We start from the raw sequence: 21575 nt of genomic DNA, 5'->3' as shown, positions 1-21575 counted from the left end.
GTTAGCACGCGGCCTGACGCATCTTCCAACTGGTGGCGAAGGACCCGTCCGAGCCGGCCGGACGCCAGCGGAACGGCGGCTCACGGTGGGCGTGGTCGTCGCGACGCCAATCGCGGTCGGCACGGTCGTCCAGGCGCGGGTCGTGGTCGGTGTGCTGGTCCCGGCGCTGGTCACGGTCGGCGCGGCCGCCCCGGCGCTGGTCGTCCAAGCGCGAGTCGTGGCTGGCGCGCGGCTCCCCGCGCGAATCACGATCGTCCCGGCGCCAGTCGCGGCCGTCGCGGCGCGCGTCACGATCGACGCGCTGGTCCCCGCGGTGGTCTCGATCGGCGCGATCGTCCCGGCGCCAATCGCGGCCCTCGCGGTCGTCCCGGCGCGCGTCACGATCGACGCGCTGGTCCCAGCGGTGGTCTCGATCGGCGCGATCGTCCCGGCGCCAGTCGCGCTCGTCCCGGCGCTGGCCGCGGTCGTCCAGGTGCGAATGGCGGCCGGACGACGAGGCGCGGTCCGATTCGGAGCGCTCAGGCGACGTCGACCGCCCTCGCTCGCGCGCGGGCGACACGCCCGACGACGGGCCGCGCCCCTCGTCGCGTTTCGCGCCCGCTGCGTGCGCAGGGCGGTCTCCTCCCCCGCCGCCCAGGCCGAACTGCCACCAGCGTCGGGTCGCGCGGCCGGGCACCGTCGGGCGGAGCACCGTGCGGTCCGCGGCTGACGACCGGGTCCCGTTCAGTGGCTCGACCACCACCGGGCCGGGGCGGTCGCCCCGCCGGTCGCCGGGCTCGCCGGGCTTGACCGCGACCGGCTCCGCCGGTGTCTCCTCCGCGGCCGGCTTGCTCGGCGGCGCGGAACGGTCCCGGTTGGACCCCGCGCCGGCGGAGTGCTTCGCCACGTGACCCATCGCCGTCACCTCGATTCTCGGCGGAACGGACCACGATCACCCGGGCGGCGGAACGCTGGTGGCGCCCGTGACCATAGGGTGACCGTGCGTTACCTACGCGAATCGTGTCAGCTCGCGAGGGTCCCTCGCGTTGGATCGCCGAAACCGTGAGCAACTTTCACCGAACAGCCGAAAGGGCCCCTATCCCACGGATAGGGGCCCTTCCAGGAGCTGAACAGCTACGCGCGCTCGGGCGGACGCTCCTCACCGAGCACAGCGGACGGCGGCACGGACTCGCCGGCCGTGATGCCGGGCGTCTGCGGCGGCAGGCCGGGGCCGCTGGAGGAGGAAACCTGCTCCTCCGCCGCGCGTACCTCGTGATTGACCTCCGCCGCCGCCTCCGCGGCGGCCTTCGCCGCGGCGTCGGCCTCGCGCTCGACGGCGGTGGAGTCGACGCCCTGCGTCGGCTGGTCACCGACCATGTTGGCCAGCCCGCCCAGCGCACCGCCCATGCCCTCGAGGGCCTTGGTCAGCTCGGTCGGCACGATCCAGACCTTGTTGGCCGAGCCGTTGGCGATCTGCGGCAGCGCCTGCAGGTACTGGTACGCCAGCACCTTCTGGCTCGGGTTGGCGGTGTGGATCGCGTCGAACACCGTGCGGATGGCCTTCGCCTGGCCCTCGGCCTGGAGGATCCGGGACTGCCGGTCACCGTCGGCGCGGAGCACCGCGGCCTGCTTCTCGCCCTCGGCCGTCAGGATCTGCGCCTGCTTGTGGCCCTCGGCGTTGAGGATCGCGGCCCGCCGGTCCCGCTCGGCGCGCATCTGCTTCTCCATGGAGTCGCGGATGCTCGGCGGCGGCTCGATCGCCTTGATCTCGACCCGGGTCACCTTGATCCCCCACCGGCCGGTGGTCTCGTCGAGCACACCGGACAGGTGCCGGTTGATCTCCTCGCGACTCGTCAGCGCCTTCTCCAGGTCGAGCGAGCCGATCACGTTTCGCAGCGTGGTCACCGTCAGCTGCTCGATCGCCTGCAGGAAGTTGGCGATCTCGTAGGTCGCGCGGACCGGGTCGACGACCCGGAAGTAGAGCACGGTGTCGATCGAGACGACGAGGTTGTCGGACGTGATCACCGGCTGGGGCGGGAAGCTGACGACCTGCTCCCGCATGTCGACCTTCGTACGCACGGCGTCGATGAACGGCACCAGGAGGTTGAGGCCCGGCGACAGGGTGCGGCGGTACTTGCCGAGCCGCTCCACGACGTCCATCCGCTGCTGCGGCACGATCCGCACCGAACGCACGATCGTGATCACCGCGACGAGTACGATCGCCGCCACCACGACGGCAATGGCAATTTCCATCCCTAGTTCACCTTTTCTCCGGTGTTGTCCCCGTCGACGGCGTCATCCCGCCAGACCATGGCGGTCGCGCCCTTCACCTCGATCACCCGGACCCGTTCGCCCGGCGCGAACACCTGGTGCGCGTCGTACGCCCGGGCCCGCCAGGTCTCGCCGTCGATCTTGACGACACCCTGGTCGGCGTCGACCTGTTCGAGGACGAGGGCGCTCGAGCCCTCCATGGCCTCCAGCCCGATCAACGCCGAGTTGGTCTCCAGGGCCGAAAGCCGGTGTCTCTGGATGACCGGGCGTACGGCGAAAACGGTCAGGCCCGAAACTGCGGCGAAAACGATCGCCTGGACGATCGCGGGTGCGCCCAGTGCCGCAGCGGCACCCGCCGCGAGCGCGCCCACCGAGATCATCAGGAGGAAGAGCGTCGCGGTGAACATCTCGGCAACCGCGAGCACGACTCCTAGAACGACCCAGAGAACGACATCCACACATCGATCGTGACACGGCCGCGCACCCTTTGCGACAGCGCAACGGTCCCACGACGGTAACGTCGGGTCGATAGGAGACGTTGACCCTCCGGAAACCGCCGCCCGAACCGAGGAGTCCAGCCGAGATGACGTCGTTGCTGCCGGAGACCGCCCGCTCGGTGGACGCCACCGTCGCCCGCGCCCAGGTGGCCGGCCGGGTCCCGGCGATCTCGCTCGGCGTCGTCCGCGACGGTGCGCTCGTGCACGTCGCGACGGCCGGCGGCCCGGCGGCGGCGGGCGACCCCCGGCCAGGCCCGGAGACCCGCTACCGGATCGGGTCGATCTCCAAGACGATGACCGCGACGCTGGTGCTCCAGCTCCGCGACGAGGGCCGGCTGGCGCTCGACGACCTGCTCTACCGGCACCTGCCCGGCACGCCGGTCGGCGGGGTCACGCTGCGGCAGCTGCTCGGGCACGCGGCGGGCCTGCAGCGCGAGCCGGAGGGCAAGTGGTGGGAGCGGCACGAGGGCGACGACATCGACGCGCTGCTCGCGGGCCTCACCCCGGACAAGGTCGCCTTCCCGCCGCATCGGACCTACCACTACTCCAATCTGGCGTACGGGCTGCTCGGCGCCGTCCTGCGGCGGGTGACCGGCGAGGACTGGACGACGCTGCTGACGAAGCGGCTGTTCGACCCGCTGGGCATGCGGGCCACGACCTACCACCCGGTGGAGCCGTTCGCGCGCGGGTACGTCGTACACCCGTGGTCGGCGACGTTGCGCGAGGAACCGCGGACCGACACCGGGGCGATGGCGCCCGCCGGCCAGCTCTGGTCCACTGTGGTCGACATGGCGCGCTGGGCGGCGTTCCTGGCGGCGCCGCGGCCGGAGGTGCTCGCGCCCGACACGATGACCGAGATGTGCGCGCCGGTGGTGATCAGCGACCTGGAGGCGTGGACGTCGGGGCACGGGCTGGGGCTGGAGCTCTACCGGGTCGGCGAGCGCGTCTACGTCGGCCACGGCGGTTCGATGCCCGGGTACGTGGCCTGTCTCGCCGTGCACCGTCGGTCGCGCACGGGCGTGGTCGGGTTCGCCAACGCGTACAGCTTTCGTGAAGGTTCGATCGGCGCGCTCGGCCGGGCCGTGCTGACCGACGTGCTCGAGCGCGAGCCGGAACTGCCGACGCCGTGGCGCCCGGCCGGCGCACCGCCGCCACCGCTGGCGCCGCTGACGGGCCGTTGGTGGTGGATGGGCATCGAGTACGACCTGGCGTGGGACGACGCGAGCGACGAGCTGGTGCTGGCGCAGCTGCGCACGGGCGCGCCGCGGCCGACCCGGTTCGCGGCCGAGGGCACCGACCGCTGGCGCGGGCGCGGCGGCCCCAACGACGGCGAGGTGCTGACCGTGCGCCGCGACGAGAACGGCGTGCCGGCGGCGCTGGAGATCGCCACCTTCATCTTCACGCGGCACCCGGACCGGCTCGGTCCCTAGGGCGCTTCCACGGTGACGAAGTCGATCAGGCGTTCCATCGAGTTGATCAGCGGGGTCTCGACGTCCTTGTAGGACCGGACCGTGCCGAGGATGCGGCGCCACATGTCGGCGGGCTCGGCCACGCCCAGGGCGGCGCAGATCCCCTCCTTCCACGGGCGTCCCGGCGGCACCACCGGCCATTCCCGGATGCCGACGGCGGCGGGCTTGACGGCCTGCCAGATGTCGACGTACGGGTGGCCGGTCACGAGCACGTGCTTCGAGGTGACCCGCGAGACGATCCGGCTCTCCTTGGAGCCCGGGACGAGGTGGTCGACGAGGACGCCGAGCCGGGCGTCCGGGCCCGGGCCGAACGCGGCGATCTCCTGTTCCAGCGCGTCGATGCCGTCGAGGGGCTCGACCACGACGCCCTCGATGCGCAGGTCGTCGCCCCAGATCCGCTCGACCAGCGCGGCGTCGTGGATGCCCTCGACCCAGATGCGGCTGGCCCGGGCGACCCGGGCGGTCACGCCGGCCACGGCGACGGAGCCGCTGGCGGTGCGTTTGCGTTGGCTGGGCGCCTCCTTGCCAGCCGGTTTCCGGAGCGTCACCGGCTGGCCGTCGAGCAGGAACGCGGCCGGCAGCAGCGGGAAGTTGCGCCGCTTGCCGAACCGGTCCTCCAGCACCACGGCGCCCATCTCGAACCCGACCACGGCACCGCAGAAGCCGGAGTCGGCGTCCTCGACCACGAGATCGGGCTCGGCGTCGACCTCGGGCGTCACCTTGCGGCGGCGCCAGTCCCCCGCGAGTACGTCCTCCCCATACATGTGTCCGGACGGTAGTCGCCCGCCCGTCACCGCTCCCGCCCGACGCGCCGGATCGACCAGTCTGTCCAGTGCGCCGCCGGACCGGGGATGCCGGGGCCGGTGTGGTGTTCCTCGCGGGTGCCAGAGGTCGCGCGATCGAGACAGCGGCGCGCACAGCACGTACCCTTTCCTGCATGTCCACCGCAGCGGGTGCCACCACCCTCGCGACGCGCCGGTCGAGCCGGCTCGTGGCCTGGGTGCGCTCGTGGCGCGCCGGCCTGGTGCCCTACGACGAGGTGGCCGACGAGGTAGCCCACGACGAGGAGCATCTCGTCGCCGATGCCCCCGGCACCTGGACCGACGTCTCGCTCCGCGAGGGCCTCACGGCGTTCTCGAAGCTGACCCCCGACCAGATCCGGCTGGTGCTGCCGGCACCTGGCGACCCCCGCGGGCTGCCGGGCCCCGGCGAGTTCACCGGCGCGGCGCTGATCGCGGGCGAGGCCGTGATCGCCGGCGACCTGGGGCTGATTCCCGAGGTGCGCACGCACACGTCGGGCTCGGGCATGACGTTCGAAACGGTGCTGTGGCGGTGCTACGCGCTGCCGTCGGGCGCACCGTCTCCGGCGCCGGTGAGCGTCGCCGAGGCGGAGGGCGAGCTGAACCTGCTGCTCGCGGAGGCGACCAACACGCTGGCCCGGCTCGACATCGCGCAGTGGCGCCCGGAGCTGGCCGGGGCGCTGGCCGCGATCCGCAAGCCGGACAGCGCCAACGAGCTGCCGCCGGGGTTCGACCCGCGGGCGCGCCGGCTGTTCGCGCGCGCGAACGTGCTCGACCGCGTGCTGGCACTGGCCGACGAGGTCGCACCGGGCGGCGCGGTCAACGGCTTCGAGGCCCAGGCCCGCGACGCGGCCCTGCGCCCACTGGCCGCCGCGTGCCGCGGCGCACTGGTCGCGGCCTGCAACGCCCCGCTCATCTGACGCCGCGCACCTGCCGCACCAGGGCACTGAGGCGCCGGTAGTCGCGGCCCTCGGCGGCCATGTCACCATCTCCTTCGCTCGTCAGTGGCGTCTCCACCCCTTGGCTTCCTTGTACGAACAGCCCCTGCGGGGAGACCGGGCGGAGCGTTTCGTTGTCCACGCGCAGGAACCACAGGCCCGGCTGCGCCGGGAGTCGGCGCCTGAGCATGGCGATCTGCTCGTCGTCGCTCGCGGCGACGACGAACACGACGGTCAGCCGGTCGCCGCCCGCCGGCGGCAGGGCGCCGGCCACGACGTCCGTCGGGCGGAGTACGACGCCGACCTCGCCCTGCTGCCCGCTGATCGCCACCACGTCGACCACCCGGGCGACCGCCACCACGGTCGACGCACGCGTTCCCTCGTCCAGGTCGCGGAAGCGTGCCGCCGAGTGGGCGTCGTCCATCTTGAACGCCGTGTAGAAGCCCATGTCGCCGGGCCGATGGAGATCGAGCGGCTCCTCGCCGGGAGCCGACCGCGTGCCCGCCGGCTCGGCGGACCCGTCGGCTGCCGGCGTCGGCTCCGGTCCCCCGCCCGGATCGGCGCAGGCGGCCGCGACCATCGTCAGCAGCACACCACCAACCGCAAGCCATCGTGCGCCCCTCACCATCACCCCCTTTTGACCCGAGCCGCCGGTCACCTGGTTCCCGCTGGATGGAAGTCCATCACGCGCGTACGACAGTAAATCGATGGTGCTCATCCGAACCCCGCCGTTAGCGTCGGAGCATGATCTACCAGCGGCCCCTGGCCTACCTGCTGGGCCTGGAGGGCATCGCGCTGCTGCGGGCGTACGCCGGTGAGTATGACGCCGAGTTCACCGCCGCCCGGATCGCCGAGATCCGGCGGATGCTGGACGACCCGGCCCTCGACACCGCGCCGCTGGCCGCGAGCCGCGCCGACACGGTGACGGGCTACGGGATCTGGTCGCGGACATACGACGAGCCCGGCAACGGCCTCTTCCCCACCGAGGAGCCGATCCTCGACAAGATCCTCGCCCCGCTCCCCGCCGGGGTGGCGCTGGACGCCGCCTGCGGCACCGGCCGGCACAGCGAGCGGCTCGCCGCGCTCGGCCACCGGGTGATCGGCGTCGACAGCTCGCCCGACATGCTGGCCCGGGCCCGCACACGCGCGCCGGGCGCGGAGTTCCGGCCCGGCGACCTGACCGCGCTGCCGGTCGACGACGACTCCGTCGACCTCGTGCTCTGCACGCTGGCGTTGACCCACGTGGCCGACCTCGGGCCCGTCTTCGGCGAGTTCGCCCGGGTGCTGCGGCCCGGCGGCCACCTGATCCTCTCGGACGTGCACCACGAGCTGATCGAGCTGGGTTCGGTGCCCGGGGTGCGGCTCGCGGACGGCGGGCGGGCCTTCCTGGCGGGCCACCGCCACCGGGCCGGCGACTACCTCGGCGCGGCCCTGCCGCTCGGCTTCGCGGTGCGGCAGTGTCTGGAGCCGAAGATGCGGGTCGAGGAGACCGACGCGGAGCCGGCGACCGACGTCGGCCCGTGGGACGACTGGCCGTGGTCGCTGCTCCCGATCGTGCCGGCCGCCCACCGGGCCGCCTTCGACGGCACGCCATCCCTGATCATCTGGCACTTCGAACTGACGTAGGGGCGACCCACGCCGCGCGGGCTGGCTAGATCGTTACGACGACCTTGCCCGCGGCGTGCCCCTCGGCGAGGTAGCGGATCGCGGAAGCGCCCTCGGCCAGCGGATAGACGCGGTCGATGACCGGTTTCAGCGTGCCGTCGTCGAGCATCGGCGTCAGGGCGTCCAGGTACTCTGCCCGCTCCCCCGCCGCCAGCCCCGTAACCCGCTGGCTGCTGAACATCGAGACGAACGGCGCCCGCAACTGGCGCGTGTAGCCACCCAGCAGACCCCCCGCGTCGTGCCCGCCGCCGGCCAGGATCAGCGTCCCCCGCGGGGTCAACGCCCGCCGCAGCAGCGACAGCGACCGGCACCCGGCCGTGTCGATGACGACGTTGTAGACCGCCCCGTCGCGGTCGACCTCCGCCGCCGTGTAGTCGATGACGTCGACCGCCCCCAGCGACCGCACCAGCGCGGACTTGCCCCGCCCGCACACGCCGGTCACCGAGGCGCCGGCCGCCGCCGCGAGTTGGACCGCATAAGCCCCGATCCCGCCCGCGGCCCCGATCACCATCACGCGTGCCCCGGGACGCACCGCCGGGGAGCGGACCGCCAACAGAGCCGTGACCGCGGAGATCGGCACCGCCGCCGCCTGCGCGAAGGACAGGGCCGCCGGCTTGTGGGCCAGCCGCCGCGGCGACGCGACCGCGAACTCCGCGAAGCTGCCGCCGCCGGTCGTGCCGTACACCTCGTCGCCGGGTTTGAACCCCGTGACCGACGCGCCGCACGAGGCGACCACACCCGCTAGCGCCCGGCCACGGACCGCCACCCGCGGCCGCCGCAAACCGAACGCGGCCCGGGCGGCATAAGGCTGCCCGGTCATGTTGATCCACACGCCGGGGTCGACGCCCGCCGCACGGACCTCGACCAGCACCGAGTCGGGGCCGGCGACCGGACGGGGCACCTCGCGGAGCGCGAGCACATCGGCGGAGCCGTACACGGATTGCGCGAGAGCCTTCACTGTGGATCCTCCGAGTCGGGGTAGTCGAAGACGTCGTCGAGGGGGACCTTGAACACGCGGGCGATCCGGAACGCCATCTCAAGCGATGGCGAGTAGCGACCCTGCTCGATGGCGATGAGGGTCTGCCTGGTCACGCCGATCCGGTCGGCGAGGTCGGCCTGGGTCATCTCGTCGTGGGCGAACCGCAGGGCCCGGATGCGGTTGGTCACGCGGGTCGGCTTCACCACTCGGGCACGCTGCCGCGGTAGACGACGACCTTGGCCACGCCGCCGACGATCGCGGAGAGGACGAAGCACAGGTAGATCACGTTGGCGATCCAGAACGGCGCCCAGTCGGCGAGCGCCATCAGCATCGCCGCGAGCGCGCCGATCACCACGAAGGGGTGGCCCGCCTGGTCGCCGAGGTGGCCGATCTCGCGGTCGCGGTCGTCCTTGAGCTGCGACGCCCGCGGGTTGGCCACCGCGAAGCCGATCTCCGCCAGCACCGCCAGCGCGATCGCGCCGCCGACCGTCCACAGCAGAGGCCCGGCGTAGGACACCGAGACCAGCGGCCCGCCGTCGACACGGCCGAGCACCACGACCAGGTAGACCGCGTAGCCGAGGACGGCCACCACCAGCCGGATCCAGGCCCGTCTCTCCTCGAGAGTCATCGAAGCGCTCCTACGCATGTAAGGAATCTTTGACACCACGAAGGTAGCAAATCTTTGACCTCATGTCGAGAATCTTTTACATCGCGCCCGTGAGATGCTTCTCAGTCGCGCGGAAGGACCACCAGCCCGGCGAAACAGGTGTGGGCTGGGGCAATGCGGATGACGGAACTCGGCCGGTCCGGCCTCACGGTCTCCCGGATCGCCTTCGGCACCTGGCAGCTCGGCGGCGACTGGGGCAGCTTCGACGACTCGGCGGTCGTCGCGACGATCAGGCGGGCGTACGAGCTGGGCATCAACCTCTTCGACACCGCACAGGGGTACGGCTACGGCACCTCGGAGGAGGTGCTCGGCCGCGCCCTCCGGGCGGAGCTCGACCGCGACCGGGACTCGGTCGTGCTGGCCACCAAGGGCGGCATCGACCCGAACGGCGAGCGCACCCGCGACGCCCGCCCGGCCTACCTGCGGGCCGGCGTCGAGTCGAGCCTGCGTGCGCTCGACGTCGACTACATCGACCTCTACCAGGTGCACTGGCCCGACCCGCAGACGCCGGCCGAGCAGACCGCGACCGCGCTGCAGGAACTGGTCGAGGCGGGCAAGATCCGGCACGTCGGCGTCTCCAACTACGACGTCGCGCAGCTGGAAGCGTTCGAGGCCGTGCGGCCCGTGGAGACGCTGCAGTCGCCGCTGCACCTGTTCCAGCGGGAGATCCAGGACGAGATCCTGCCGTACGCGCGCCGCCTCGACATCGGCGTCCTCGCCTACAGCCCGCTCGGCAGCGGCCTGCTCACCGGCGCGCTGAACGCGTCGACCCGGTTCGACCCCGACGACTGGCGCGCCCGGTCGAGCGCGTTCACGGGCGACACGTTCCTGCGCAACCTGGAGATCGTCGACAGCCTGGCCACCTTCGCGGCCAGCCGCGGCATGACCGTCGCCCAGCTCGCCGTCGCCTGGGTGCTGGCCCAGGAGGGCGTGCAGGTCGCGATCGTCGGCGCCCGGCACGCCCGCAACATCGAGGCCGCCGCGCAGGCCGCCGAGCTCGGGCTGAGCGCCGACGACCTGGTCGAGATCGACAAGCTCACCGCGGGCATGACACCGGCGCTGGGCAGCACGCCGGAGGGACCGCTCTAGCGGGGGGCCTCGGCCCAGCTCCGGCCGTCCACCGACACCCAGACCCGCGGGAACGGGCCGGACGTCGACGCCGTGTAAAGGTCCACGGCCGCGTCGAAGGTGACCACGCCGGACCCGAAGCCGGCCGCGGTGAAGGTCTGCCCGCGGTCGTCGCTGCGCAGCACGCCGTCCGGGTTCGACAGCCACAGCGTGCCGTCCCGGGTCGCGAGCAGGGTGCCGGCCGCGTAACCGCCGGGCACCAGCGCGCCCCGGGCCCACTCCCGACCGCCGTCGCGGCTCACCCACATCTGGAGCGCGCCGTCACGGGCGCCGTAGAGGGCATAGACGTCGACGCCGTCCGGGCTGGCGAGGTCGAGGAGCCCGGCGTCGGCCGGCAGGGGCTGGACCTCCCAGTCGCGGCTGCCGGCGGCGCCCCAGGCGATCGACAGCTCCCGCCCCTCGACGGGACCCTCCTCCGCGTAGCCGAACAGACCCCACGTGCCGCCCTGCTGGTAGAACGGCCGGGCGCGGTGCAGCGGAACCGGCGTCGGGGTGGCGCCCATCCGGCCCAGGCCCATGGAGACGGTCACGACGCGCGAGCCGTCCACGTACGCGATCCGGTCGCGGTCGGTCAGCGGGCGGTTCTCGACGGCGCCGGCCCGCCAGGTCCGCCCCGCGTCCGTGGTGACCCAGTGCGTGGTCGAGCCGCCCTCGCGGCCCACGACGACGACGGTCATGTTCACGGCCACGAGGATCTCCCGTGTACGCGGGTCGGCCCGCCCCGGCGGCTCGCGCAGCGTCCACCGCGCGCCGCGGTCACCGGACACCGCGAAACGCTCGCGGCACCGACCCGCCTCGCAGGTCTGCACCAGCTGGTAAAGATGCCCGACGTCGCCAACCGACACGGCGGTCAACGCGTGCCGGCGGGTCAAGGTCTCCTCGGGCGCGCTCGCCGTGCCACCCGCGAGGCCGGCGGCGACGCCACCGCCGGCCAGCGCCACCGCGCAGGTCGCGAGGCCGGCCAGCCACCAGCGCCGGCGGCGGGACCGCCGCACCACCTCGTCGAACCGCGGTCGGAATGCCAGCCGGGCCTCTTCCGCGAGCCCGGCGAAGTCGAGGTCAGGCACGGCTCTCCTCCTTGTCGTCGAGGCGCGCGGCCAGCGCCCGCCGGCCGCGCAGCAGTCGGGACTTGACCGCGTCGACGGTGCACTGCTGGGCCTGCGCCACCTCGGCGACCGTGAGGTCCGCGACGTAACGCAGCACCAGGCACTCCCGGACCGGCCGGGGCAGCTGCTGCAGGGCGTCGGCCAGGGCCACGCGGTCCGGCGAGATCGGCGGTACGCTCTGCGGCCGCAACCGTCCGGAGTGGACGATGCGGTCGAGCAGCAGCCGCCGCCGGAAGCGGGTGCGGGCCACGTTCATCGCGACCGTGCGCAGCCACGCCTCCGGACTCTCGACCCCGCGCAGCCGGCCCGGCCGGCTCAGCGCCCGCGCGAACGCCTCGTGCACCGCGTCCTCGGCCTCGGCGTAGTCGCCCGTGAGCGCGTAGAGCACGGCCACGAGGCGGCCCGCCGACGCGAGGTAGATCGCACGCAGGTTGGCTTCGCCGTCCACCCGCCACCTCCATCAGCCGTCGTCACCCGTTAGACCATCGACGGCGCCCGGAGGTGGCGCGCGAATCTACAGTGCGCGCGGAGGGCGGATGCGGTGGTCGCTCGCGTAGCGCTCGGCCAGCTCCCGCTCCGCCACCTCGTCGCCGCGGAACGTCGCCACCAGCAGGGCGGCCAGCTCGTCGACCACGTCGAGGTCGTCGACCAGGTCGGGACCCATCGGGCCCCAGGTCGCGTCGAGCGGCACCGCGTCGCCGTTGGCGTGGGCCAGGTCGCGGAACACGGCGTCGCGCAGCGCCGCGCCGCCGCCGAAGCGGGTCGCGTCCAGCGTGCCGTCCCGCCACGCCAGCCAGACCTCGCCGGCGAGGAGGAAACCCTCGGCCTCGGCGGGCGCCACCGCCGGCGCGTACCCCCGGGTGAACCCGACCCTCATGCCGCGTACCTCGCCGCCACCTCGTCGCGGGTCGGCATGGCGACCGCGCCGCCGGGGCGCTCACAGACCAACCCGGCGACCATCAGCGCGTACGACACGTGCCGGGACCAACCCTCCACGGTGGTCGGCGCGCCGTCGGCCAGCAGGCCCGCGATCAGCGCCGCCATCACCGAGTCGCCCGCCCCGGTCGCGTCGATCGCCTCGACCATCGGGGCCGGCAGCTCGACCCGCTCGTCCCCGAACGCGACCAGCGCACCGGCCGGGCCGCGGGTGACCACGACCGCGCGGGCGCCGGACGAGAGCAGGTCGCCCGCCACCGACGAGAGCGAGAGCCCGGGATAGAGCACGGCGGCGTCGGCGTGGCTGAGCTTGACCAGGTCGGCGGTCGCGCAGAACTCCTCGACCACGGACCGGAGCCCGTCGACGTCCGCGGGCGTCGGCAGCAGCGACGGGCGCACGTTGGGGTCGAAGACCCGCAGCCCGCCGGCGCCGGCCCAGGCCGACCGGGCGGCGGCCAGGAACTCCTGGTGCAGCAGCACGATCGAGCCGCAGTAGACCACCGCGGAGCCGGCTACCAGGTCGCGCGGCACCTCGGTGAGCAGCGAGTAGGAGAACGGCGAGCCGTAGAAGTGGAACTCCGGGTCGGCGCCGGTGAAGGTGGCCACCGCCAGCGTGGTCGGCACCGGGACGCGTACCACCGCCCGGTCGTCGACCCCCACGTCGGTCAGGTAGTCGACGATCCGGGTGCCCAGCGCGTCGTCGCCCACCGACCCCGCGAACGACACCGCGCCGCCGAGCCGGGCGACCCCGACGGAGACGTTGAACGGCCCGCCGCCGATGGCCTGCCGGAACACCCGCTCGCCGGCGCACTCGCCGTCGAGCAGGTCTATCAACGCCTCACCCAACACCACCGCATAGCCCATGGGTGCATCTTGTCAGCGCGAGACTTGCCCCCGCGCACCCCGTCGTGGTCCGATATCCATGCCGGGCTATACACGCGGATGGCGCCGCCCACCACGACGGGACACAGGTGGGTCACGCGCGCGCCGCGGCTTGCCCGTGTGCCCGCGCTCCCCGAACTCCGGCGCGTCATCGCGCCGACTCCCCGAGGAGCCAACCCGTGAGACTCATCCGCAGGGCGGCGGTGCTCGGCGCCGCCGCCATGCTCGCCGCCGGAATCGTGTCGGTGGTCAGCCAGTTGCCCGCGCAGGGCCACGGCACACCGATGGCGCCGGGCAGCCGTACCTTCCTGTGCTGGAAGGACGGGCTGTCGCCGCAGGGCGACATCAAGCCCAACAACCCCGCCTGCACCGCCGCGGTCCAGCAGGGCGGCACGAACCCGCTCTACAACTGGTTCAGCGTGCTGCGCTCGGACGCCGCGGGCCGCACCGTCGGCTTCATCAACGACGGCGAGCTGTGCAGCGGCGGCAACCCCACCTTCGCCGCCTACAACCAGGCCCGCAACGACTGGCCGTTGACCCACCTGACGTCCGGGGCCCGGTTCGACTTCAAGTACAGCAACTGGGCACACCACCCGGGCACGTTCTACTTCTACGTGACCCGGGACAGCTGGAGCCCGACCCGGCCGTTGGCCTGGAACGATCTGGAGTCGTCGCCGTTCCTCACGGTGACCAACCCGCCGCAGAGCGGCGGGGTGGGCACCAACGAGGGGCACTACTACTTCAGCGGCAACCTGCCGTCCGGCAAGAGCGGTCGGCACATCATCTACTCGCGCTGGGTGCGCTCGGACAGCTCGGAGAACTTCTTCGCCTGCTCCGACGTCACCTTTGACGGCGGCAACGGCCAGGTGACCGGGGTCGGCCCGAACGGCGGTGGCCCGACGACCGGACCCACCACGGGCCCGACCACCGGCCCCACCACCGGACCGACGACCGGACCCACCACCGGACCGACCGACCCGGCACCGGGTGGCAGCTGCATGGCCGTCTACCGGGTCGTCAACTCGTGGACCGGCGGCTTCCAGGGCGAAGTCACGATCATGAACCACAGCACCCGGGCGTACGGGGGCTGGACCGCCTCCTGGGCCTGGCCGTCGGGCCAGACGCTGTCGCAGGTCTGGAACGCCACGTCGACGGTCTCGGGGACGAACGTGACCGTGCGAAATGTCAGCTACAACGGCACGGTGGCGCCGGAGGGCACGACGACCTTCGGCTTCCTCGCCAGCTCCACGGGCACCAACACGCTGCCGACGGTGAGCTGCGTCGGCTCGTGAATCCGACGGGCGGCCCCGGCAGCGATGCCGGGGTCGCCCACTCACGAACCGTCGAGCACCGCGTAGGCCCGCTTGATCGCGACGTGCGCGGCCGCGCCGAACGGAGCCCGCCTGGCCAGGTCGTCGACCCGGGCGCGCTCGGCGTGGCCGTTGCGGATCAGCCACTCGAGCTCGGTCAGCTCCTCGTGCTGGCCGGTCACGAAACCCTGCCCGACCGGCGCACCGTGGCCCGGGACCACCACCGTCTCGGGCGAGGTGAGCCGCAGCAGCGCGGCCACCGTGCCCGGCCATTCCAGCGGGTACGCGTCCGCGAAGTCCGGCGGCCCGGACTCCTCGACCAGGTCGCCGGCGATCACGACGTCGGCGTCCGGCACGTGCACCACGAGATCGCCGGCCGTGTGGCCGCGGCCGAAGTGGGCCAGCGCGACCACCCGCCCGCCGAGGTCGAGCGCGGCGTCGACGCGGACGATCTCGTTGGGCGGCAGCAACTCGGCCCGGGCCACGTCGGCCGCCAGCTCGGGGTGGCTCTCGCGGATCGACTCCCAGGCCGCGCGCCGGGCGGTCTCCTCGTGGCCGAGCAGCCGCGCCGCCTCCTCGTGTGCCCAGATCCGCGTCTCCAGCTCCGGGGGCGCGTCGGGGTCGGCGAACCTCGGGAACGGCTCGTTCGGCGGCGGCCCCTGCCGGGCCAGGGTCGCGTTGCCGAACGCGTGGTCGAAGTGGTGGTGCGTGTTGACGATCGCCCAGGGCGCACCGGTCACCCGGCGCGCCGCCGCGGCCAGCTCGGCCGCCTGTGCCGGCGTCGACAACGTGTCGACCAGCACGGCCGCCTCGTCACCGACGACCAGCGTCACGTTGACGTCGAGGACCGGGTAGCGCAGCACGAAGACCCGGTCGGCGATCTCGATGAACGCCGGTGCGGTAGAGGTCATGACCCGCCGACGGCCCGCTCGACGAACTTGTGCCGGTCGAGCAGCATCCGCTCGACCCGGCCCTCGGCCACCACGGCGGCATCGCCACCCGGGCCGTCGGAGACGGTGACCTCGAAGAGGAGCTTGCGACCGTCTACTTTGGCCAGCTTGGCCACCGCGAAGACCGTGCGGCCGATGGCCGTGGGTAGCTTGTGGTCGAGCTCGACCCGGGTGCCGACCGTGGTCATGCCGGCGGGCATGCGGGTCGCCGTCGCGGCGACGGTCGCGGCCTCGACCAACGCCAGCACCCGCGGCGTGCCTAGGACCGGCACATCGCCGGACCCGACCGCCTGCGCGGTGTCGGAGTCGGTGACGGTCAGCTCCACCCGCGCACTCAGGCCCGGCGCGAAGGGCGCGTCCGCTTGCTGCTCCATGCCCCACAGCGTAGGCGCTCGACCACGCTCAGGCTACGAGCCCCGCCCGGCTGTGGACAACGGTGGATGTCCCACTTGTCCGCCCGGGTTCTGCGCCGACCGGAGCTGGGAGCACTGCTCACGCGCTGGGCTGCAGGGGCGCGGCGTCCGGGCCGCTCGCCGGTGCGGGCACGACCAGCCGGCCCCGGTCGGGGAGCGCCTGCCGGGCCTCCCGGCCCAGCCTGGCCAGGTCGTCGGCGAGCCGCCAGGCCTCGGCCAGGTCCCGGTCCCGCAGCGTCGCCGAGCGCCCGCGGGCCGTGTCCGCGTGGACGCTGGCCACACCGAGCAGTCGTTGCAAGGGGCCCTGGACCACGCGGACGCTCTGGATCCGGGCATACGGGACCAACAACACTGTCCGGGTCACCAGCCCCTCGCGGGTCGCCACGACGCGGTCGGTGAGCGCCACGCCGAGCTTCGGGCGGGCCAGCGGATGGAACCACCGGGTACGCGGCGGCGGCGGCGAGAACGCCAGCGCGCCCAGGACCACGCCGGGCAGCACGGTGCCGGCCACCCGCTCCGCCTCGTCGGGCGTACCCACCGGCAGCAGTCGATCCGTCTCGTTGTTGCCGTTGTCCTGGCCGGCCATGCCGGCGACGTCGAGGGTCAGCCGCAGCCAGCCGTGCCCGCGCCAGAGCAGCGGCCAGGTCGCGGTCACCCCCTGCACCCGGTCGACCGGCACGGTCTGTGACCGGGTCTCCACGAGCCCGAACCGCAGGCGCATGGCCCGGTCGGCGTGGGAGAGCCGGAAGTTCCAGTCGCTGAGGACCCGCCGCACGGGCTGGAGCAGCACGCCGGCGATCGCGGTCAGCGTGCTCGCCACGCCGATGAACGACCACGAGGGGTCGAACGCGAACTGGAGCACGACGAACGCCACACCGATCGGCAGCGCCAGGGCCTGCGGCGTGAGCAGCTGGCTGATCACCAGGTCCCGGTTGCGCACGGCGAGGAGCAACGGTCCGTCACCGGGTACGCGCGGCGGCGCGGCCGCTGCCACCCCCGCCTCCTGGGGCACGGCGGGGACCCGGCCCGCGATGGCCAGCAGCCGGTCGCGCAGGGCGGCCGCGTCGGCCACCGACAGGTAGGCCAGCGGCGCCTCGGTCTTGCCGCCACCGACCACCTCGAGCCGCAGCTCCGCGAGCCCGGTGAGCTGCGCCAGCAGCGGGCGGACGACCTCGACGGACTGCAGCCGCTCCAGCGGGATCGCGCGGGTGCGGCGCCAGAGCAGGCCCTCGTACACCCGCAGCTCGTGCCCGACCACGTGGTAGCCGGTGTTGTACCAGCTCACCACCGACATGATCACGGCGCCGACGACGACCACGAGGACCATCAGCGCGAAGAAGCCGAGCCCGACCTCGCGCAGCGTCTGCCAGGACAGCGCGACCACGATCACGACGAGGGCCTTGGCCCCGTGCAGCAGCGGGCTCAGCGGATGGAGCCGGCGGCGGGGCTCCTCTCCCATGACCACCACGGCCCTACAGCCCCTCGGCGCGGTCTTCGCCGAGCGCGGTCAGCCGATCACGCAACCGGGACGCCTCGGCGGGACGCAGGCCCGGCACCCGGGCGTCGCTGGCCGCGGCGGCGGTGTGCAGCTGCACGGTGGCCAGGTTGAACGCGCGCTCCAGCGGGCCCGCGCTGACGTCGACGAACTGCATCCGGGCGTACGGCACGATCGACAGCCGGCGGACCAGCAGCCCGTGGCGGACCAGCAGGTCGTGGTCGCGCTCGGCGTACCCCCAGGCGCGGACCGCCCGGAAGATCGTCCAGACGCGCCAGAGCATCAGCGCCAGCACGACGCCGAAGGCGAGCCCGAGCGGCCAGACGCCGAACACGGCCCAGAGGATGAGCAACGGCAGCAGCAGGGCGACCGCGGCCATGCCCCACCGGATCAGCTCGACCCAGATCAGGTCACGCGAGACGGGCTGCCAGTCGACGGTGTCGGGCCAAGGCTCCAGGGGGCTGTTCGGCCCGGCAGCGGCGATATCCACCCCTATGAGGGTAGGGGATCACCGGAAGGGCGCCACCTCGCGCAGGAAGCCGCGCCGGTCGAGGAAGTCCGCCAGGCTCTCCCGGTGGTCCGCGCAGGCCAACCAGACCTTGCGCCGCTCGGGCGGATGGATCTTCGGGTTGTTCCACCGGATCTCGTAGACGGCCTCGCGCCGGCAACCCTTGGCGGAGCAGACAGGCTCCAGCTCGGCATCCATCGGATCGAGTCTACGAAGAGATGAGCGCCGGGCGACCACGGGGGAAGCCGCCCGGCGTGGAGGAATCGTACACGTGACGTTCCCCTCTTTGTCTACCCGTGTCTTCCGGAGCGTCGCCACCAGCCGAATCCGGTTCTGCCCACACGCCGCGGTGGCGGGCGTGCGAGGCTGTCATCGCGTTCCCAGGTTCCACCGCCAGACTGAGCCGACACGTACACGCGACTGTGGAGGACCCGTGGCCCAGCCGACCGCACCCGACTCCCCGCAACCCGACGCCGCCGACAACGGCAACGGCGCCGGTCCGGTCATGCCGACCGGTGGGCAGCCCGGCGACCCGCCCGCGGTCACGACCCCCGCCCAGGACGCCACCCTCCTCGAGCGCGCGCTCTTCGAGGTCAAGCGGGTCATCGTCGGCCAGGACCGGATGGTCGAGCGGATGTTCGTCGCGCTGCTGGCCCGCGGCCACTGCCTGCTCGAGGGCGTGCCGGGCGTGGCCAAGACGCTCGCCGTCGAGACACTCGCGACGGTCGTCGGCGGCACGTTCGCCCGGGTGCAGTTCACCCCGGACCTGGTGCCCGCCGACCTGGTCGGCACGCGGATCTACCGCCAGTCGAGCGAGAAGTTCGACGTCGAGCTCGGCCCCGTGTTCGTCAACTTCCTGCTCGCCGACGAGATCAACCGGGCGCCGGCCAAGGTCCAGTCGGCGCTGCTCGAGGTGATGTCCGAGCAGCAGGTGTCGATCGGCGGCGAGACGCACCGGGTGCCCAACCCGTTCCTGGTCATGGCCACCCAGAACCCGATCGAGCAGGAGGGCGTCTACCCGCTGCCCGAGGCACAGCGCGACCGGTTCCTGATGAAGATCCTGGTCGGCTACCCGACCGACGCCGAGGAGCGCGAGATCGTCTACCGGATGGGCGTCAAGCCGCCGGAGCCGGCCGTCGTGTTCAGCCCGGCCGACCTGGTCATGCTCCAGGCCAAGGCCGACGGCGTGTTCGTGCACAACGCGCTGGTCGACTACACGGTCCGGCTGGTGCTGGCCACCCGCAACCCGGCCGAGTCGGGGGTGGCCGACGTCGCGCAGCTCATCCAGTACGGCGCCAGCCCGCGCGCCTCGCTCGGCATCGTCCGCGCCGCCCGGGCGCTCGCCCTGCTCCGCGGTCGGGACTACGTGCTGCCGCAGGACGTGCAGGACATCGCGCCGGACATCCTGCGCCACCGGCTGGTGCTCAGCTACGACGCGCTCGCCGACGACGTGCCGGCCGACCACATCGTGGCGCGGCTGATGAGCGCCGTGCCGCTGCCGTCGGTGGCGCCCCGGCAGAACGCCGCGCCGGCACCCGCGCCGGGCCAGCAACCCCCGCAGCAGACCGCCGGCGCCTGGCCGGGCCGCCTGCCGTGACCACGCCCGCCGACCCGCCGCGCACCGGATCCAGCGCCGACCGGATCTCGGACACGGGCGGGCTGCACGCCGCGCTCGGCGGTGGGGTGGCGACCGCGCGGGCCGAGCAGGTGCTCTCCCGGCTCCAGCTGTTGATCACCCGCAAGCTCGACGGGCTGCTCCAGGGCGACTACATCGGCCTGCTGCCGGGCCCGGGCACCGAGCCCGGCGAGTCCCGGGAGTACCGGCCCGGTGACGACGTGCGCCGGATGGACTGGCCGGTCACGGCCCGCACCACGGTGCCGCACACCCGCCAGACGGTGGCCGACCGCGAGCTGGAGACCTGGCTGGCGGTCGACCTGTCGGCGAGCCTGTCGTTCGGCACCGCGCAGATGCTCAAGAGCGACCTGGCGGTGGCGGCGGCCGCGGCGGTCGCCCACCTCACGGTGCGGGGCGGCAACCGGATCGGCGCCGTCGTCGGCACCGGCGGTGGTCACACCGTGCGGCTGCCCGCCCGGCCCGGGCGCAAGGAGGCGCAGGGTTTGTTGCGCGCGGTCGCGCGTACACCCATCAAACCGGGCAGAACCGACCTGGGTGCCCTCGTCGACATGCTCAACCGCCCACCGCGCCGCCGGGGCCAGGCCGTGGTGATCTCCGATTTCCTTGCTTCGCCGGACGACTGGGCGCGGCCCCTGCGCAAGCTGGCCGTCCGGCACGACGTGCTCGCGATCGAGGTCGTCGATCCCCGCGAGCTGGAACTGCCCGACGTCGGCGTGCTCGTCCTCGCCGACCCGGAGACGGGCGCGCTGCACGAGGTCTACACCGGTGACGCGAAACTGCGCGCGCGGTACGCCGCGGGGGCCGCCGCACAGCGCTCCGCGATCGCCTACGCGCTGCGCGCCGCCGGGGCACAGCACCTGCGGCTGCGCACCGACTCCGACTGGCTCCTCGACATCGTCAGGTTCGTCGCCGCACAGCGACACGCACGCACCCGGGGTACGACACGATGATCCGTTTCCTGCAACCGTGGTGGCTGCTGGCCCTGGTGCCGGTGCTGCTGGTCGCCGCGGCCTACGTCTGGCGGCAGCTGCGCCGGCGCGACTACGCGATCCGGTTCACCAACGTCGAGCTGCTCAAGTCGCTGGCCCCGCGCGGGATGGGCTGGCGCAAGCACGTCTCGGCGGGCGCGCTGCTGCTGAGCCTGCTCGGCCTGGCACTCGCGATGGCCCGGCCGTCGATCGACCGTGAGCTGCCGCTGGAACGGGCCACGATCATGCTGGCCATCGACGTGTCCCTGTCGATGGAGGCGAGCGACGTGGCGCCGACCCGGTTGGAGGCGGCGCAGGTGGCGGCGAAGCAGTTCGTGCAGGAGCTGCCGCCCACGTACAACCTGGGTCTGGTCTCGTTCGCGAAGTCGGCCAACGTGCTCGTGCCGCCGACGAAGGACCGGTCGGCGGTCACGTCGGCCATCGACGGCCTGACGCTGGCCGAGGCGACGGCGACGGGCGAGGCGGTCTTCACGTCCCTGGACGCGATCCGCTCGGTCCCGGCGGACGGCGCCGACGGCCTGCCGCCGGCCCGGATCGTGCTGCTGTCGGACGGCTTCCGCACGGCCGGTCGACCGATGGAAGAGGCGGCCTCGGCGGCGCAGGCGGCCAACGTGCCGGTGTCGACGATCGCGTTCGGCACGGACAACGGCACGGTCGACATCGGCGGGCAACTGCAACGGGTGCCGGTGGACCGGTTGTCGCTGGCGCAGCTGGCGGAGACTACTAGTGGCTTCTTCTACGAGGCGGCGTCCGCGTCGGAACTGAAGCGTGTGTACGAGGACATGGGCAGCTCGATCGGCCACCGCGTCGAGCCGCGCGAGGTGACGCACTGGTATGCGGGGTTCGCGTTGCTGTTCGGTCTGGTGGCTCCAAAGTCAAGCCCGTGTCCGGACCGCGCCGGCGGCTCCGACGTCGCGGGTGAGAGGAAGGTGTGTGGGATGGCGAAAGTGATCGTGG

At 73.1% G+C, this 21575-nt stretch carries 25 protein-coding genes; 9 read left to right on the top strand and 16 right to left on the bottom strand.

The features are described 5' to 3' along the window. The coding region (locus tag AB0H87_RS17230) for a hypothetical protein (RefSeq protein WP_360145764.1) at positions 1–709 on the top strand (709 nt) is incomplete at its 5' end. A gap of 404 nt (positions 710–1113) precedes the next feature. Here AB0H87_RS17230 and AB0H87_RS17225 read toward each other — a convergent pair. Together AB0H87_RS17225 and AB0H87_RS17220 are read right to left on the bottom strand one after the other, a co-directional pair. Then, positions 1114–2232 carry an SPFH domain-containing protein gene (locus tag AB0H87_RS17225; RefSeq protein ID WP_360145761.1) on the bottom strand — a complete coding sequence of 373 codons (1119 nt, stop codon included), beginning with the start codon at positions 2230–2232 and terminating at the stop codon, positions 1114–1116. Positions 2233–2234: 2 nt separating this feature from the next. Further along, positions 2235–2708 (bottom strand): NfeD family protein, encoded by a 474-nt coding sequence (locus tag AB0H87_RS17220; protein ID WP_360145758.1) that lies wholly within the window; start codon positions 2706–2708, stop codon positions 2235–2237. Between the two features lie 125 nt (positions 2709–2833). Between AB0H87_RS17220 and AB0H87_RS17215 the strand changes: the two genes are divergently transcribed. Beyond that, positions 2834–4177, top strand: coding sequence for a serine hydrolase domain-containing protein (locus AB0H87_RS17215; RefSeq protein ID WP_360145755.1), 1344 nt, complete (start codon positions 2834–2836; stop codon positions 4175–4177). Here the strand turns inward: AB0H87_RS17215 and AB0H87_RS17210 are convergent. Then, positions 4174–4980 carry a DUF3097 domain-containing protein gene (locus tag AB0H87_RS17210; protein WP_360145752.1) on the bottom strand — a complete coding sequence of 269 codons (807 nt, stop codon included), beginning with the start codon at positions 4978–4980 and terminating at the stop codon, positions 4174–4176. The genes AB0H87_RS17215 and AB0H87_RS17210 overlap by 4 nt on opposite strands. A gap of 173 nt (positions 4981–5153) precedes the next feature. On the opposite strand from AB0H87_RS17210, the gene AB0H87_RS17205 reads away from it, so the two are divergent. After that, the gene (locus tag AB0H87_RS17205) at positions 5154–5936 is read left to right on the top strand and encodes a hypothetical protein (protein WP_360145749.1); all 783 of its coding nucleotides are present in this window, start codon (positions 5154–5156) and stop codon (positions 5934–5936) included. On the opposite strand, the gene AB0H87_RS17200 is transcribed toward AB0H87_RS17205, so the two are convergent. After that, the gene (locus tag AB0H87_RS17200) at positions 5929–6546 is read right to left on the bottom strand and encodes a hypothetical protein (protein WP_360145746.1); all 618 of its coding nucleotides are present in this window, start codon (positions 6544–6546) and stop codon (positions 5929–5931) included. The genes AB0H87_RS17205 and AB0H87_RS17200 overlap by 8 nt on opposite strands. A 152-nt stretch (positions 6547–6698) precedes the next feature. Between AB0H87_RS17200 and AB0H87_RS17195 the strand changes: the two genes are divergently transcribed. Then, the gene (locus AB0H87_RS17195) at positions 6699–7580 is read left to right on the top strand and encodes a class I SAM-dependent methyltransferase (protein WP_360145743.1); all 882 of its coding nucleotides are present in this window, start codon (positions 6699–6701) and stop codon (positions 7578–7580) included. A 25-nt stretch (positions 7581–7605) separates the two neighbouring features. Here AB0H87_RS17195 and AB0H87_RS17190 read toward each other — a convergent pair whose 3' ends face one another. Genes AB0H87_RS17190 through AB0H87_RS17180 form a run of 3 tightly spaced genes read right to left on the bottom strand, consistent with a single transcriptional unit; the run spans position 7606 to position 9226 of the window. Continuing rightward, complete coding sequence (locus AB0H87_RS17190; protein WP_360145740.1) at positions 7606–8577, bottom strand: NAD(P)-dependent alcohol dehydrogenase; 972 nt, start codon at positions 8575–8577, stop codon at positions 7606–7608. After that, positions 8574–8804: a helix-turn-helix transcriptional regulator gene (locus AB0H87_RS17185; RefSeq protein ID WP_360145737.1), complete on the bottom strand. Its 231-nt coding sequence runs from the start codon at positions 8802–8804 to the stop codon at positions 8574–8576. Before AB0H87_RS17185 ends, AB0H87_RS17190 begins: the two co-directional genes overlap by 4 nt. After that, positions 8798–9226, bottom strand: coding sequence for a hypothetical protein (locus tag AB0H87_RS17180; RefSeq protein ID WP_360145734.1), 429 nt, complete (start codon positions 9224–9226; stop codon positions 8798–8800). The genes AB0H87_RS17185 and AB0H87_RS17180 overlap by 7 nt, the downstream gene beginning before the upstream one ends. Positions 9227–9379: 153 nt before the next feature. Between AB0H87_RS17180 and AB0H87_RS17175 the strand changes: the two genes are divergently transcribed. Continuing rightward, the gene (locus tag AB0H87_RS17175; protein ID WP_360145731.1) at positions 9380–10354 is read left to right on the top strand and encodes an aldo/keto reductase; all 975 of its coding nucleotides are present in this window, start codon (positions 9380–9382) and stop codon (positions 10352–10354) included. On the opposite strand, the gene AB0H87_RS17170 is transcribed toward AB0H87_RS17175, so the two are convergent. From AB0H87_RS17170 to AB0H87_RS17155, 4 genes are all read right to left on the bottom strand, one after another. Continuing rightward, on the bottom strand, positions 10351–11460 hold the full coding sequence (locus AB0H87_RS17170; RefSeq protein ID WP_360145728.1) for a hypothetical protein: 1110 nt from the start codon (positions 11458–11460) through the stop codon (positions 10351–10353). The genes AB0H87_RS17175 and AB0H87_RS17170 overlap by 4 nt on opposite strands. Beyond that, a complete protein-coding gene (locus tag AB0H87_RS17165) occupies positions 11453–11947 on the bottom strand; it encodes an RNA polymerase sigma factor (protein ID WP_360145725.1) in 495 nt (164 codons plus the stop codon). The genes AB0H87_RS17170 and AB0H87_RS17165 overlap by 8 nt, the downstream gene beginning before the upstream one ends. A gap of 66 nt (positions 11948–12013) precedes the next feature. Further along, positions 12014–12376, bottom strand: coding sequence for a hypothetical protein (locus AB0H87_RS17160; RefSeq protein ID WP_360145722.1), 363 nt, complete (start codon positions 12374–12376; stop codon positions 12014–12016). Then, the gene (locus AB0H87_RS17155) at positions 12373–13299 is read right to left on the bottom strand and encodes a carbohydrate kinase (RefSeq protein WP_360145719.1); all 927 of its coding nucleotides are present in this window, start codon (positions 13297–13299) and stop codon (positions 12373–12375) included. Before AB0H87_RS17155 ends, AB0H87_RS17160 begins: the two co-directional genes overlap by 4 nt. A 239-nt stretch (positions 13300–13538) precedes the next feature. Here AB0H87_RS17155 and AB0H87_RS17150 point away from each other — a divergent pair, with 239 nt between their 5' ends. After that, positions 13539–14609, top strand: a complete 1071-nt coding sequence (locus tag AB0H87_RS17150; RefSeq protein WP_360145776.1) for a lytic polysaccharide monooxygenase — start codon at positions 13539–13541, stop codon at positions 14607–14609. A 41-nt stretch (positions 14610–14650) separates the two neighbouring features. Here the strand turns inward: AB0H87_RS17150 and AB0H87_RS17145 are convergent, their stop codons facing one another. From AB0H87_RS17145 to AB0H87_RS17125, 5 genes are all read right to left on the bottom strand, one after another. Further along, entirely contained in the window at positions 14651–15538 is an 888-nt protein-coding gene (locus AB0H87_RS17145; protein ID WP_360145716.1) for an MBL fold metallo-hydrolase, read from the bottom strand. Beyond that, on the bottom strand, positions 15535–15951 hold the full coding sequence (locus tag AB0H87_RS17140) for a hotdog domain-containing protein (protein WP_360145713.1): 417 nt from the start codon (positions 15949–15951) through the stop codon (positions 15535–15537). The genes AB0H87_RS17145 and AB0H87_RS17140 overlap by 4 nt, the downstream gene beginning before the upstream one ends. Positions 15952–16069: 118 nt before the next feature. Next, on the bottom strand, positions 16070–17449 hold the full coding sequence (locus AB0H87_RS17135) for a PH domain-containing protein (RefSeq protein ID WP_360145710.1): 1380 nt from the start codon (positions 17447–17449) through the stop codon (positions 16070–16072). Positions 17450–17462: 13 nt separating this feature from the next. Beyond that, positions 17463–17975 (bottom strand): PH domain-containing protein, encoded by a 513-nt coding sequence (locus tag AB0H87_RS17130; protein WP_360145707.1) that lies wholly within the window; start codon positions 17973–17975, stop codon positions 17463–17465. An 18-nt stretch (positions 17976–17993) separates the two neighbouring features. Then, positions 17994–18191 carry an acetone carboxylase gene (locus tag AB0H87_RS17125; RefSeq protein WP_360145704.1) on the bottom strand — a complete coding sequence of 66 codons (198 nt, stop codon included), beginning with the start codon at positions 18189–18191 and terminating at the stop codon, positions 17994–17996. Positions 18192–18498: 307 nt separating this feature from the next. On the opposite strand from AB0H87_RS17125, the gene AB0H87_RS17120 reads away from it, so the two are divergent. From AB0H87_RS17120 to AB0H87_RS17110, 3 genes are all read left to right on the top strand, one after another. Further along, positions 18499–19590 (top strand): MoxR family ATPase, encoded by a 1092-nt coding sequence (locus AB0H87_RS17120; RefSeq protein ID WP_360145773.1) that lies wholly within the window; start codon positions 18499–18501, stop codon positions 19588–19590. A 62-nt stretch (positions 19591–19652) separates the two neighbouring features. Then, a complete protein-coding gene (locus tag AB0H87_RS17115) occupies positions 19653–20579 on the top strand; it encodes a DUF58 domain-containing protein (protein ID WP_360145770.1) in 927 nt (308 codons plus the stop codon). Beyond that, on the top strand, positions 20576–21575 hold a 1000-nt coding region (locus AB0H87_RS17110), incomplete at its 3' end, for a VWA domain-containing protein (RefSeq protein ID WP_360145701.1). The genes AB0H87_RS17115 and AB0H87_RS17110, both read left to right, overlap by 4 nt.

The sequence above is a fragment of the Asanoa sp. NPDC050611 genome (genome assembly GCF_040654855.1).
Classification (GTDB): Bacteria; Actinomycetota; Actinomycetes; order Mycobacteriales; family Micromonosporaceae; genus Asanoa.
This window is presented reverse-complemented; position numbering and strand designations above follow the sequence as displayed.

What these genes read in the sequence shown, in the direction of transcription:
- AB0H87_RS17140 (WP_360145713.1), bottom strand. Translation starts at nt 15,951, where the DNA reads ATGGAGCAGCAAGCGGACGCGCCCTTCGCGCCGGGCCTGAGTGCGCGG.
- AB0H87_RS17205 (WP_360145749.1), top strand. Translation starts at nt 5,154, where the DNA reads ATGTCCACCGCAGCGGGTGCCACCACCCTCGCGACGCGCCGGTCGAGC.
- AB0H87_RS17215 (WP_360145755.1), top strand. Translation starts at nt 2,834, where the DNA reads ATGACGTCGTTGCTGCCGGAGACCGCCCGCTCGGTGGACGCCACCGTC.
- AB0H87_RS17155 (WP_360145719.1), bottom strand. Translation starts at nt 13,299, where the DNA reads ATGGGCTATGCGGTGGTGTTGGGTGAGGCGTTGATAGACCTGCTCGAC.
- AB0H87_RS17225 (WP_360145761.1), bottom strand. Translation starts at nt 2,232, where the DNA reads ATGGAAATTGCCATTGCCGTCGTGGTGGCGGCGATCGTACTCGTCGCG.
- AB0H87_RS17135 (WP_360145710.1), bottom strand. Translation starts at nt 17,449, where the DNA reads ATGGGAGAGGAGCCCCGCCGCCGGCTCCATCCGCTGAGCCCGCTGCTG.
- AB0H87_RS17125 (WP_360145704.1), bottom strand. Translation starts at nt 18,191, where the DNA reads ATGGATGCCGAGCTGGAGCCTGTCTGCTCCGCCAAGGGTTGCCGGCGC.
- AB0H87_RS17150 (WP_360145776.1), top strand. Translation starts at nt 13,539, where the DNA reads ATGCTCGCCGCCGGAATCGTGTCGGTGGTCAGCCAGTTGCCCGCGCAG.
- AB0H87_RS17120 (WP_360145773.1), top strand. Translation starts at nt 18,499, where the DNA reads ATGCCGACCGGTGGGCAGCCCGGCGACCCGCCCGCGGTCACGACCCCC.
- AB0H87_RS17180 (WP_360145734.1), bottom strand. Translation starts at nt 9,226, where the DNA reads ATGACTCTCGAGGAGAGACGGGCCTGGATCCGGCTGGTGGTGGCCGTC.
- AB0H87_RS17175 (WP_360145731.1), top strand. Translation starts at nt 9,380, where the DNA reads ATGCGGATGACGGAACTCGGCCGGTCCGGCCTCACGGTCTCCCGGATC.
- AB0H87_RS17160 (WP_360145722.1), bottom strand. Translation starts at nt 12,376, where the DNA reads ATGAGGGTCGGGTTCACCCGGGGGTACGCGCCGGCGGTGGCGCCCGCC.
- AB0H87_RS17145 (WP_360145716.1), bottom strand. Translation starts at nt 15,538, where the DNA reads ATGACCTCTACCGCACCGGCGTTCATCGAGATCGCCGACCGGGTCTTC.
- AB0H87_RS17210 (WP_360145752.1), bottom strand. Translation starts at nt 4,980, where the DNA reads ATGTATGGGGAGGACGTACTCGCGGGGGACTGGCGCCGCCGCAAGGTG.
- AB0H87_RS17195 (WP_360145743.1), top strand. Translation starts at nt 6,699, where the DNA reads ATGATCTACCAGCGGCCCCTGGCCTACCTGCTGGGCCTGGAGGGCATC.